This window comes from Streptomyces sp. BK022 (assembly GCF_004217355.1).
Taxonomy (GTDB): domain Bacteria; phylum Actinomycetota; class Actinomycetes; order Streptomycetales; family Streptomycetaceae; genus Streptomyces; species Streptomyces griseoluteus.
In genome coordinates this window covers 1,043,188-1,055,657 of sequence record NZ_SHKU01000001.1, presented here as the reverse complement: position 1 = coordinate 1,055,657, position 12,470 = coordinate 1,043,188, and the positions used below count along the sequence as shown (strand labels likewise).

Here is a 12,470-nt window from a genome sequence, read left to right as displayed (position 1 = left end):
GCGCGCGGCGTGCGGCCCGGGGCGGCGATCCAGTGCCTGTATGAGGAACCTTTCGGCGGGCTACCGCTCCGCCCGGCTCTCCGAGTGGTGGAACCCGGTCCCGGCCTGGTGGTCGCGGACCATCGGGTGCGGCTGGTCGCGCAGTTCGGGCAGCAGCCGGGCGAGGTCCTGGGCGAACAGCTCGGCGAGGTCGCGGCTGAAGCCGTTGCGGCACACCACCCGCATCACGGCGAGGTCCTGGCGGTTGCGCGGGAAGGTGTACGCGGGGACCAGCCAGCCGGTCTCCCGCATCCGGCGGGAGATGTCGAAGACGTCGTAGGACGTGACGTGGTCGGCGGTGGTGAAGGCGAACACCGGCAGCTGATCGCCGCGCGTGAGCAGTCTGAAGTCCCCCATGTCCGCCACCTTCTGCGCCAAGGACATGGCCACGTCACGGGTGGCCTGCTGGACCGCGCGGAAGCCTTCGCGGCCCAGGCGGAGGAAGGTGTAGTACTGCGCGATGACCTGGGAGCCGGGACGGGAGAAGTTGAGGGCGAAGGTCGGCATGTCGCCGCCGAGGTAGTTGACCCGGAAGACCAGGTCCTCGGGCAGCGCCTCCTTGTCCCGCCACAGGGCCCAGCCGACGCCCGGGTAGACCAGCCCGTACTTGTGGCCGGAGGTGTTGATCGAGGCCACGCGCGGGAGCCGGAAGTCCCACTCCAGGCCGGGGTCGAGGAAGGGGGCGATCATCGCGCCGGACGCGCCGTCGACGTGGACCGGGATGTCGATGCCGGTGCGCTCCTGGTAGGCGTCGAGGGCGGCGCAGAGCTGGGCGATGGGCTCGTAGGAGCCGTCGAAGGTGGAGCCGAGGATGCCGACGACCCCGATGGTGTTCTCGTCGCACAGCTCGACCGCTTCGTGCGGGTCGAGGTGGAACCGGTCCCCCTCCATGGGGAGTTGGCGGGCCTCCACCTCCCAGTAGTTGCAGAACTTCTCCCAGCAGACCTGGGCGTTGATGCCGATGACCAGGTTGGGGCGGGCGCTGCCGGGATAGCGGTCGGCGTTGCGCCGGGTCCAGCGGCGCTTCATGGCGAGCCCGGCGAGCATGCACGCCTCGCTGGAGCCGGTGGTCGAACAGCCCACGGCCCGCAGGGGGTCGGGGGCGTTCCACAGGTCGGCGAGCATGGCGACGCAGCGCCGCTCCAGCTCGGCGGTGCGCGGGTACTCGTCCTTGTCGATGATGTTCTTGTCGCGCGACTCCCCCATCAGCCGCCCGGCCTGCGGTTCCATCCAGGTGGTGACGAAGGTGGCGAGGTTGAGCCGGGCGTTGCCGTCGAGCATCAGCTCGTCGTGGACCACCTGGTAGGCGGTGTCGGGGGCCAACGGCCGTTCCGCCAGGCGGTGCTTGGGCGGGTCCTCGGTCATCTCGGTCACCGGGTTCGCCTGCCCGAAGAACGGGTTGAGGGCGAGGGCGGGTTCGTCGGGGTGCTGCTGGGAAGTGCCGTGCGAAAGAGGCGACATGAGTGCTTCCTGGGTTCGGTCAGCGTCCGCTGGCAGGGGGTCGTGGGGCGGAACGCACGGACGGCACCGGCCCTGAGAGAGGGCCGGTGCCGTCCGTTCAGGCGTTCGGGGGTTACGAGGCGTTGAGGGCTATGTCCCGCTCGGCCGCCTTCTCGCCGGGGGCGGCGGGGAGGGCGTCGAGGAAGGAGACGGTCGGCACGTGGAACAGGGAACCGGTGACGGCGGTCGAGTAGTTGAGAATCCGGTCGTGCTGTCCGGGCTGCCGGCCGAGGAACATGTTCCGGAGCATCCGCTCGATGACGTCGGGCGTACGGGCGTAGCCGATGAAGTAGGTGCCGTACTCGTCGTCGCCGATGGTGCCGAACGGCATGTTCTCGCGGACGATCTTCAGCTCCCGGCCGTCCCCGCCCTCGATCGTGTTCAGCATGACGTGGGAGTCGGGGGCCTTCACGTCGTCCGGGAACTCGATGTTGGCGAGCTTGGACCGGCCGATGGCACGCTCCTGCTCCTCCGTGGACAGGGCGTGCCAGGCGTCCATGTCGTGCAGGTACTTCTGCACGATGACGTAGCTGCCGCCCTGGAAGTCCGGGTCCTCCTCGCCCACGTACACCGCGTCGGTGGCGCGCTCCCCCTCGGGGTTGGCGCTGCCGTCCACGAAGCCGAGCAGGTCACGGTCGTCGAAGAACTTGAAGCCGTGCACCTCGTCCACGACCGTGGCGGCGCCCTTGAGCCGCTGGGCGAACTGCCGGGCCAGCTCGAAGACGATGTCCATGCGGCGCCCGCGCACATGGAAGAGGAGGTCGCCGGGGGTGCCCGGGGCCTTGTGGCGCTCGCCCTCCAGCTCGACGAAGGGGTGCAGACCGGCGGGGCGCGGCCCGGTGAAGAGGCGGTCCCAGGCCGCGGAGCCTATGCCGACCACGCAGCTCAACTGGGCGTCGGGATCGCGGTATCCGGTGGAGCGGCGCAGCGACTGCACGTCCTGAAGCAAGCCTCGTACGGTGTCCTCGCCGCCCTCGTGGATGGTGACCACGAGGAATACCGCCGCCCTGGCCGGAGGAACGACGACGGGCTGTGTCTCGGTCATGGAAACCTGCTTTCTGATCAGCTTGCACGCGAGACGAACATAGACGCTCAGGGTGGTTTGCCGTGCGGATTCACGCCGACGGCGCGGCCCGTTCACGTCGGCCGCGCCGGATGCCGTGAATTCGCTGTCACGAGGCCGGGGCCGGTGCGGTGCGGAAGGGTTTGTGGAAGTAAAGCTGAGCCTTTGCGACTCATGAGGGACGAGCGGCTCCGGGGCGTCTGCGGCCCCGGCCGCGTCTGGCCCGGTCGTCGGCGAGCACGGCGCGGCTGAGCCGGCCCAGCAGGTCGTACGCGCGGTGCTCGGCGGCGGTGACGGCGGCGGGGTCGACGCCGGTGGGCCGCAGTTCGCCGCTCGCGGCCTCCTTCGCCTCGTACAGCTCGACGGCGGACGCGGCCAGCTGCACCTGGGCGACCCGGCGCCGGGCGGCCGTGCTGTGCAGGGCGTGCTCGGCCTGGTCGGAGACGACCGTGCACAGGTGCAGCGCCTCCCGCATCCGGACGGCGGCCCGGCCGTGCACCAGCAGCAGGGCGCAGACCAGGCCGACGCTGATGCCGATGCCGCTGCCGATGACGCGGTCGTGCAGCAGCCGGGAGGCGGAGACGGGCGAGGAGAGTTCGCTGAGCAGCAGCGCGAGCGGGGTGAGGAAGACGACGCCGAGACCGTAGTTGCGGGCGACGACGTACTCCAGGAAGAACTCGAAGACGATGATCAGGCAGACGATCGCCACCGGGCCGGGGTGCAGGACGAGGACGGCGCTGGTCAGCAGCAGGCCGATGGCGGTGCCCAGGGTGCGCTGCACGGCCCGCTGCATGGTGCTCCACACGTTGACGGAGTGCAGCACGGCGGCGGCGGAGATCGCGGCCCAGTAACTGTGGCCGACGCCGAGGAAGAGGGCGATCCCGCCCGCGGCCGCGGTGCCGACGAAGGTCCGCACGGCGGTCGGCAGGAAGGCGGCGGCCCTGCGGCGGCGCCGTCCGCGCGGCCGGGGCCGTTCGCCGCCGGCGTGCGCGGCCGGGGCGGGGAGCGTCGCCGGCGGGCGGCTCGCGGGCGGTGCGGGGACGACGGGGGCGGTCCGGGCGGGGGCGCTGTCGCCGGTGTGGGGTTCGAACAGTTCCTCGGGCAGCGGGAGCAGGGTGTGCCAGCGGCGGTCGGAGAGCATCCGCGCCTGTTCGCGCAGGTGCCGGGCGACGACCTCGCCCTCGGCGTCGCGCCAGGTGTCGGTGGTGAGCAGGGCCCAGACGTAGTCGGCGGAGTAGCCGGCGGGGGCGGGGCGTCCAGGGGCCCGGCGGGTGAGGCCGAGGACGTCGTCGTCGGAGTCGTTGAGCGCGTGGTGGGCGCGCAGGGCGGCGACCACGGCCTGGTGGCGGGCCTTGGAGGTCTCGATCGGCCCGGCTGCCTCCAGGGCGCGGGCGAAGCACTCCAGGGCGTCGGCGAGCGCGAGCCGCTGGAGCCGCTGCGGCTGGAGGGAGTTGGGCAGGCAGACCAGCCAGGCGATGGCCGCGCCGAGCGCGGTGAGCGCGGTGTGCGGCAGCACGTCGGTGAGGGCGGGCGTCCCCTCGGCCGTGACGGCGAAGGCGACCAGGATGAGTACGGCCCCGAGGCCCCGCAGCCCGGCGTAGTCACAGCCGAACTTGGCGAGTCCGGCGACCGCGGCCATGCCCACCACGGCGGCGAGCCCCTGGTTCCACGGGCCGGAGGGGCCCACCCAGACGGCGAGCAGCGAGCCGAGCCCCACGGCGGCCGTCATCGCCAGGGCGACCAGCGCGAGCACCCGGAGCCGGCTGCGGCGGCGCAGCGGCAGGCTGCGCTCGAAGGTGATGGTGAAGGCGCCGAGCGCCGGGAAGACGGCGAGGTCCGGGTGCCCGAGCAGCACCAGCGGCAGGGTGGGCAGCGCCATGGTGAGCGCGGCCCGCAGCGCGAAAGGGAGCGCCCCGCTGACCTTGGCCATGGCGAATGAGCCACGTGGCGAGAGAACACGGGCCAGTCCAGCGATGAGCTGAGAGGTGTTGCCGCGTTTCATAGATCACTAACTCTAGCAAATCGGGGAGGGGCGAGCGCCCTCTCGCATTACACTCGGCGAATTGCCGGACAATTCCGAGGGGAAGAACATCACGGTGTGAATTCGGGTACGGTCCGCACTCGGCGGAAGCGGCCCTCCGGCCCCCCGCCGGGGCCGCCCCGGACGGGGCCGGCGGGCGGGGACCCCGGCCGGGCGGGCCGCTGGGCCGATTGGCTTTTCGGTCAGCGGTCGGGTACACCCATGACGTGCTGTTTCGCCAACTCGAATACCTCGTCGCTCTCTCGAGGGAGCACCATTTCGCCCGCGCCGCCCAGGCGTGCTCCGTCTCCCAGCCCGCGCTCTCCGAGGCGATCCGCAAGCTGGAGGACGAGCTTGACGTGCCGTTGGTCCGGCGCGGCCGCAAGTACGAGGGGCTTACCCCGGAGGGCGAGCGCATCGTCGTGTGGGCGCAGCGGATCCTCGCCGACCGCGACGCGCTGCGGGACGAGGTCGGTGCCCTGCGCTGCGGGCTCAGTGGCCGGATGCGGATCGGCTCGGTGCCGACCGCGTCCGCGGCCGTCTCGCTGCTGACGGGTCCGTTCTGCACGGAGCATCCGCTGGTCACCGTGGAAGTGATAGCGGACCTCCAGTCCCAGGACATTCTCCGCCAGCTCCAGAATTTCGAGATCGACGCCGGAATCACGTATCTTCCGGAAGAACTCTCGGGGCATTTCCACGCCATTCCGCTCTACGAGGAACGTTATGTGCTGCTGATCACCGCGGCCGACGGTCTGGCGCATCGGTCGACGGCGACCTGGGCGGAGGCCGCCCGGCTCCCGCTGTGCCTGCTGAACGAGTCGATGCAGGGCCGGCGGGTGCTGGACGACGTGTTCGCCAAGGCGGGGGCGAAGCCGACGCCCCGGGTGGAGACCGACTCCGTCGCCGCGCTGTTCGCGCACGTCAGGACCGGCCGGTGGGCGAGCGTCGTCCCGCACGCCTGGCTGCATGTGTTCGGTGTGCCGCACGGCATGCGCGCGGTGCCGCTGGTGGAGCCGGACTGGACGGTGCCGGTGGGCCTGGTGACGACGTCCCAGCAGCCGGGGTCGGTGATGGCCCGCGCGCTGACCGAGGTCGCCACGGAGACGGACGTGGCCGGCGCCCTGGAGCGGCTGCCCGGCGGTCCCGCGCTGCCGCTCTCGTAGCACCACCGGTGGCCGCGCCCGTATCGGCGCGGCCACCGGGGCGGGTCAGGCGACGGGCTGCGGTTCCAGGCGTTCGGCGCCGGTGTAGACGTTCATCGAGTCGCCGCGCAGGAAGCCGACCAGGGTCAGGCCGCTCTCGGCGGCGAGGTCGGCGGCGAGCGAGGACGGCGCGGAGACGGCGGCGAGCATCGGGATGCCGGCCATGACCGCCTTCTGGACCAGCTCGAACGAGGCCCGGCCGCTGACCATCAGGACGCAGCCGCGCAGCGGGAGCATCCCGGAGCGCAGGGCGTGTCCGACGACCTTGTCGACGGCGTTGTGGCGACCCACGTCCTCGCGCAGGCAGAGCAGTTCGCCCTCTGAGGAGAAGAGCCCGGCCGCATGCAGGCCGCCGGTGCTGTCGAACACCTTCTGCGCGGCGCGCAGCTTCTCGGGCAGGGTCGCCAGCATCTCCGGGCTCATGCGCAGCTCGTCGTCGGCGACGGACCAGGCGGCGACGGTGCGCACCGCGTCCAGGCTGGCCTTGCCGCACAGGCCGCAGGAGGACGTGGTGTAGAAGTTGCGCTCCAGGGAGGCGTCGGGGGCCTCGACGCCGGGGCCGAGGACGACGTCGACCACGTTGTAGGTGTTGCTGCCGTCGTCGGTGGCGCCCAGGCAGTAGCGGATGCCCGCCACGTCGGTCTCGGCGTGCGCGACGCCCTCGCTGACCAGGAAGCCGGCGGCGAGGTCGAAGTCGTCGCCGGGGGTGCGCATGGTCACCGTGAGCGGGCGGCCGCCGACGCGGATCTCCATCGGCTCCTCGGCCGCCAGGGTGTCCGGGCGGTGCGAGGACGCGCCGTCGCGGATGCGGAGCACTCGACGCCGGACGGTCACTCGTCCCATGGTCTTCTTCCTCTCCTCGGGCTCCGGGCCGCGGTTGTCGTCGCCGCCGGAGCCGGTGTGTGGCGGTGGGGTGGGGTCGGCTTGTCGGGTCGGCGGCCGGGCCGTGGCCCGGGCCCGCCGGGCTCCTGTGGTGACGGCATGCAGCGGTGGCGTGGGAAATCCACTCTAGGTGACACCGTGGCACGAGGAGAGGGCGGACGTACTGGCGTGGCGGCCCGGCCGGAGGTGCGGGCGCGGGACGCGGGGTGCGGTGGGCAGCCGCGGATGGCCCGGTGCCGCCGGGGGAGCGGGTACCGGGCCATCCGCGGTGCGCCTCCCCTCCCGGACCGTCGGGAGGGGAGCCGGGGGCCGGATCAGCCGGCGAGGCCGGGAGCCGGGATGCGGGACGGCTCCAGCCGGATCAGCACGCCCTTGGAGGTGGGGCAGTTGCTGATGTCGGCGACGCTGTCCAGCGGGACGAGCACGTTGGTCTCCGGGTAGTACGCGGCGGCGGAGCCGGGGCTCGTCGGGTAGGCGACGACCTTGAAGGACTCGGCGCGGCGCTCCTTGTCGGTCCACACGCTCACCAGGTCGACCATGTCGCCGTCGCGGAAGCCGAACTGCTCCAGGTCGGCCGGGTTGACCATGACGACCCGGCGGGCGTTGTGGATGCCCCGGTAGCGGTCGTTGGGCGCGTACCAGATGGTGTTCCACTGGTCGTGCGAGCGCAGCGTCTGCAGCAGCAGGTGACCGGCGGGCACGTGCGGCATCTCGAACCGGCTGGCCCAGAACTCGGCCTTGCCGCTGGGGGTCGGGAACGTGTCGCTGTTGACCGGGCTCGGCAGGTTGAAGCCTCCGGGCTGCCGGATGCGCTCGTTGAAGTTCTCGAAGCCGGGGACGACGCGCGAGATCCGGTCACGGATCCGGTCGTTGTCGGCCTCGAAGCTCTTCCAGGGGATGCCGTACTTGTCGCCGAGGGTGGCGATCGCCAGGCGGCTGATGATGGCGACCTCGCTGAGCAGGTGCTTGGAGGCCGGGGGCAGCTTGCCGTGCGAGCGGTGGACGTCGCTCATCGAGTCCTCGACGGTGATCCACTGCTCGACGCCGTTCTGCATGTCCCGGTCGCTGCGGCCCAGGGTGGGCAGGAGCAGCGCGGTGTCGCCGCAGACGGTGTGGGAGCGGTTGAGCTTGGTCGAGATGTGCGCGGTCAGCGAGCAGTTGCGCATGGCCTGCTCGGTGTACTCGCTGTCCGGGGTGGCGCGGACGAAGTTGCCGGCCACGCCGAGGAAGAACTTGGCCTTGCCCTCGTGCATCGCGCGGATGCCCTGCACGGCGTCGTAGCCGTGGTGGCGGGGCGGCTCGAAGCCGAACTCGCGGCCGAGCGCGTCCAGGAACGCGTCGGACATCTGCTCCCAGACGCCCATGGTGCGGTCGCCCTGCACGTTGGAGTGGCCGCGGACGGGGCAGACACCGGCGCCGGGCTTGCCGAGGTTGCCGCGCAGCATCAGGAAGTTGACGATCTCGCGGATGGTGGCGACGCCGTGCTTCTGCTGGGTCACGCCCATCGCCCAGCAGACGATGGCGCTCTTGCTCCTCATGACCCGCTCGTGGACCTCCTTGATCTCGTCCAGGGTCAGGCCCGTGGCGAGGAGGATGTCGTCCCAGGAGATCTTGCGGACGCTCTCGGCGAACTCCTGGAAACCGCGGGAGTTCCTGTTGATCCACGCGTGGTCGAGCACGGTGCCCGGCGCGGCGTCCTCGGCGTCCAGCAGCAGCTTGTTGAGGCCCTGGAAGAGGGCCATGTCGCCGCCGGCGCGGATGTGCACGAACTGGTCGGCGATCTGGGTGCCGTTGCCGATCACACCGCGCGCCTTCTGCGGGTGCTTGAACCGCATCAGGCCGGCCTCGGGGAGGGTGTTGACCGCGACGACCTCGCCGCCGTTGCGCTTGGTCTCCTCCAGCGCGGCGAGCATGCGCGGGTGGTTGGTGCCGGGGTTCTGGCCGACCAGGAAGATCAGGTCGGAGTGGTGGATGTCGTCCAGCGAGACGCTGCCCTTGCCGATGCCGAGCGCGGCGCCGAGACCCCAGCCGGTGGACTCGTGGCACATGTTGGAGCAGTCGGGGAGGTTGTTGGTGCCGAACGCGCGGGAGAACAGCTGGAGGAGGAAGGCGGCCTCGTTGTTCAGGCGGCCCGAGACGTAGAACATGGCCTCGTCGGGCGAGGCGAGCTGCTTCAGCTCCTTCGCCAGGACCTCGAACGCCTTCTCCCAGCTGATGGGCTCGTAGTGGGTGGCGCCGGGCCACTTCACCATGGGCTCGGTGAGCCGGCCCTGCTGGTTGAGCCAGTAGTCGGACTTCGAGTCCAGCTCGGCGATCGAGTACTGCTGGAAGAACTCCCGGGTGACGCGGCGCGAGGTGGCCTCGTCGTTGATGTGCTTGGCGCCGTTCTCGCAGTACTCGTTGAAGTGCCGCTTCTTGTCCTCGGGCCAGGCGCAGCCGGGGCAGTCGATGCCGTCGACCTGGTTGATGTTCAGCAGCGTGAGCATGGTGCGCCGCGGGGAGGTCTGGCTGAGCGAGTACTCCAGCGCGTGCGTCACGGCCGGGACACCCGTCGCCCACGTCTTGGGAGGCGTGACCGTCAGTTCGTCGATCGGGTCCTCGATGCTGCTGCTCATGGTGTGTCTGCCTCTTTCGTGAATACGAATCCCGCCGAACGGCATTTTCTTTGGTTTCCGGAAGGAAAGTCAAAGAGGCCGTGTCGATCACGCGATAGGTACCGCTTATCTTCCGGTTCCACGCGCCTTCCGAAGCATCGCACATTTCCCAGAACGGCTGTGACCAGGCATGATGCTGGCGAGGCAGGCACCCCTCGAGGCATGGATAACTACCGCCTATTACCCCATCGACCACCCCTCTTTGACTCGGGCGACAAATTGCCCGACGCTGGCCGACGAACAGCAAGCAAGAATTCACATTCGGGAGAGACCTGCCGTGTACCTGGCATTGGCCCCGGACACCATCGCGCGATGGCAGTTCGGGATGACCACCGTCTACCACTACCTGTTCGTGCCCCTCACCATCAGCCTGGTGGCGATCACGGCGGGCCTGGAGACGGCGTACGTCCGCACGGGCAAGACGAAGTACTTCCACGCCACCAAGTTCTGGGGCAAGCTCTTCCTGATCAACATCGCCATGGGTGTCGTCACCGGGCTGGTGCAGGAGTTCCAGTTCGGCATGAACTGGTCCGCCTACTCCCGCTTCGTGGGCGACGTCTTCGGCGCACCGCTCGCCCTGGAGGCCCTGCTGGCCTTCTTCTTCGAGTCCACCTTCATCGGACTGTGGATCTTCGGCTGGGACAAGCTGCCCAAGAAGGTCCACTGCGCGTGCATCTGGATGGTGTCGATCGGCACCATCCTGTCGACGTACTTCATCCTCGCCGCCAACTCCTTCATGCAGAACCCGGTCGGCTTCCGCCTCGACAAGGCGGCCGGCAAGGCGCATCTGACGGACATCGGCGCGGTGCTCTTCCAGAAGCTCAACCTCGTGGTGGTCGCCCACACCCTGACGGCCGCGTTCCTCACCGGCGCCGCCTTCGTCATGGGCATCTCCGCCATCCACCTGTGGCGCGCGGCCCGGCTGCAGCGCCGGGGCCGGCCCACCGACCTCAAGCAGGTCGCGGCCATGCGGACCTCGCTGCGGCTCGGCCTGGTGCTGGCCGTGATCTTCGGTCTGGGCACCGCGATCAGCGGTGACAAGCTCGGCGAGGTGATGTTCGAGCAGCAGCCGATGAAGATGGCCGCCGCCGAGGCGCTGTGGGACAAGGAGGCACCCGCCCCCTTCTCCGCCCTCGCCGTCCCGGACGTCGCCCATCAGCGCAACAGCGTCGACATCCAGGTCCCCGGCCTGCTCTCGTTCCTGGCGCACAAGGACTTCCACTCGGCGGTCCCCGGCATCAACGACACGGCCAAGGCCGAGGCGGCCGCGTACGGCGGCTCACCGGCCGAGTACATCCCCAACGTCCCCATGACGTACTGGGGTTTCCGGGCGATGATCCTGTTCGGCATGACCTCCTTCAGCCTCGGCGCGGCCGGACTCTGGCTCACGCGGCGGAAGTTCTGGCTCGCCCCCGAGCACCGCACCGGCTCCTTCGACGTGCCCCGGCTGATGCTGACCAGGAACCGCGAGCTGGGCGCCGTGGCGAGCGGGCTGGCCTGGCGGGCCGGCATCCTCACCCTGGCCTTCCCGGTGATCGCCAACTCCTTCGGCTGGATCTTCACCGCGATGGGCCGTCAGCCCTGGGCCGTCACCGGCCTGCTGCGCACCGTGGACGCGGTCTCCCCGAACGTCTCGCTCACCGAACAGCTCGTCACGCTCATCGGCTTCAGCCTGCTGTACATCGCGCTCGCCGTGGTCGAACTCAAGCTGCTGGTGAAGTACGCGGGCGGCGGTCCGGTCACCTCCGAGCGGCCACCGCTCAGGGACATCAAGCTCGGCGGCGACTCCACGCTCGAAGGCTCCCCGAGGGACGCCGACAAGCCGCTCGCCTTCGCCTACTGATCAGTGAGAGAGAGTCCGGAACCGTGCATCTCCATGACCTCTGGTTCTTCGTCATAGCCCTGCTGTGGGTCGGCTACTTCTTCCTGGAGGGCTTCGACTTCGGCGTGGGCATCCTGACCCGGGTGCTCGCCCGCGGGGAGACCGAGCGCCGCGTCCTGCTCAACACCATCGGCCCCGTCTGGGACGGCAACGAGGTCTGGCTGGTCACCGCGGCCGGCGCGACCTTCGCCGCCTTCCCCGACTGGTACGCCACGATGTTCAGCGGCTTCTACCTGCCGATGTTCGTCATCCTGCTCTGCCTGATCCTGCGCGGTGTGGCCTTCGAGTACCGGCACAAGCGCGACGGCGAGCGCTGGAAGCGCAACTGGGAGGCGATCGTCTTCGTCACCTCGCTGGTGCTGGCCTTCCTGTGGGGCGTGCTGTTCGCCGCTCTGGTCCACGGCCTGCCGATCGGCGCCGACCACGAGTACCACGGCGGCCTCGCCGAACTGGTCCAGCCGTACGCGCTGCTGGGCGGCGTGACCACGACGGTGCTCTTCACCTTCCACGGCGCGGTGTTCGCCTCGCTGAAGACGGTGGGCAGCATCCGGCACCGGGCGCGGCACCTGGCGCAGACCGCCGGGGTGCTGTCCGTCCTGCTGCTGGCGGCGTTCCTGACCTGGACCCAGGTCGACACCGGCAATGTGCGCAGCCTGGTGGCGGAGGCCGTCGCCCTGCTCGCGGTGCTGGTGTCGCTGGGCTTCAACTTCGGCGCCCGCGAGGGGCGGGCGTTCGTCGCCTCCGGCCTGAGCGTGGTGGCCTCCACCGCGATGCTCTTCCTCGCCCTGTTCCCGCAGGTGATGCCGTCCAGCCTGAACCCGGCCTGGAGCCTGACCGCGACCAACGCGGCCGCCGGCTCGTACACGCTGGGGATCATCACCTGGGTCGCCGGGTTCGCCACCCCGCTGGTGCTGCTCTACCAGGGCTGGACCTACTGGGTGTTCCGCAAGCGGATCGGCGTCCAGCACATCCCCGTCGCCGCCCACGCACCGGGCCACCGCGTGGCGCCGTGAACACCCGACGCGCCATGACGTGCCGCGCCCTGCGCCGTCTGACCCGGGCCCGCGCCGCGCGCGCGGGCCGGGGGGCGACGGCCGACGGCGTGGCGATGTCCCGGGGCCGGGCCGCCGACCGTGATGATCATCGGAGTGTGTCCCGGCCGCGCCGGCGTCGCGGCCGCGGCGCGCCGCGGACCCGCCTGGTGGAGCCGGGCGGCGTCCCCGGTGCC

8 protein-coding genes are annotated in these 12,470 nt (G+C 70.5%); 3 read left to right on the top strand and 5 right to left on the bottom strand.

Annotated elements, in window-relative coordinates; all coding sequences use genetic code 11:
• Nucleotides 1–60: 60 nt before the first annotated feature.
• The 3 genes from EV284_RS04815 to EV284_RS04805 form a co-directional block, all read right to left on the bottom strand.
• Nucleotides 61–1,500, bottom strand: a complete 1,440-nt coding sequence (locus EV284_RS04815) for a glutamate decarboxylase (RefSeq protein WP_130330527.1) — start codon at nucleotides 1,498–1,500, stop codon at nucleotides 61–63.
• 112 nt (nucleotides 1,501–1,612) lie between these two features.
• Nucleotides 1,613–2,584, bottom strand: a complete 972-nt coding sequence (locus EV284_RS04810) for a Dyp-type peroxidase (RefSeq protein ID WP_130330525.1) — start codon at nucleotides 2,582–2,584, stop codon at nucleotides 1,613–1,615.
• Nucleotides 2,585–2,774: 190 nt separating this feature from the next.
• A complete protein-coding gene (locus EV284_RS04805; protein WP_242625564.1) occupies nucleotides 2,775–4,532 on the bottom strand; it encodes an FUSC family protein in 1,758 nt (585 codons plus the stop codon).
• 317 nt (nucleotides 4,533–4,849) lie between these two features.
• On the opposite strand from EV284_RS04805, the gene EV284_RS04800 reads away from it, so the two are divergent.
• Complete coding sequence (locus EV284_RS04800; RefSeq protein WP_130330521.1) at nucleotides 4,850–5,785, top strand: LysR family transcriptional regulator; 936 nt, start codon at nucleotides 4,850–4,852, stop codon at nucleotides 5,783–5,785.
• 45 nt (nucleotides 5,786–5,830) lie between these two features.
• Here EV284_RS04800 and fdhD read toward each other — a convergent pair whose 3' ends face one another.
• Both fdhD and EV284_RS04790 read right to left on the bottom strand, forming a co-directional pair.
• Complete coding sequence (fdhD, locus tag EV284_RS04795; protein WP_130330519.1) at nucleotides 5,831–6,667, bottom strand: formate dehydrogenase accessory sulfurtransferase FdhD; 837 nt, start codon at nucleotides 6,665–6,667, stop codon at nucleotides 5,831–5,833.
• Nucleotides 6,668–7,020: 353 nt separating this feature from the next.
• Complete coding sequence (locus tag EV284_RS04790; RefSeq protein WP_130330517.1) at nucleotides 7,021–9,321, bottom strand: FdhF/YdeP family oxidoreductase; 2,301 nt, start codon at nucleotides 9,319–9,321, stop codon at nucleotides 7,021–7,023.
• A gap of 316 nt (nucleotides 9,322–9,637) precedes the next feature.
• Between EV284_RS04790 and EV284_RS04785 the strand changes: the two genes are divergently transcribed.
• Together EV284_RS04785 and cydB are read left to right on the top strand one after the other, a co-directional pair.
• Nucleotides 9,638–11,203 (top strand): cytochrome ubiquinol oxidase subunit I, encoded by a 1,566-nt coding sequence (locus tag EV284_RS04785; protein WP_130330515.1) that lies wholly within the window; start codon nucleotides 9,638–9,640, stop codon nucleotides 11,201–11,203.
• A 23-nt stretch (nucleotides 11,204–11,226) separates the two neighbouring features.
• Nucleotides 11,227–12,255, top strand: coding sequence for a cytochrome d ubiquinol oxidase subunit II (gene cydB / locus EV284_RS04780; RefSeq protein ID WP_130330513.1), 1,029 nt, complete (start codon nucleotides 11,227–11,229; stop codon nucleotides 12,253–12,255).
• Nucleotides 12,256–12,470: the final 215 nt, after the last annotated feature.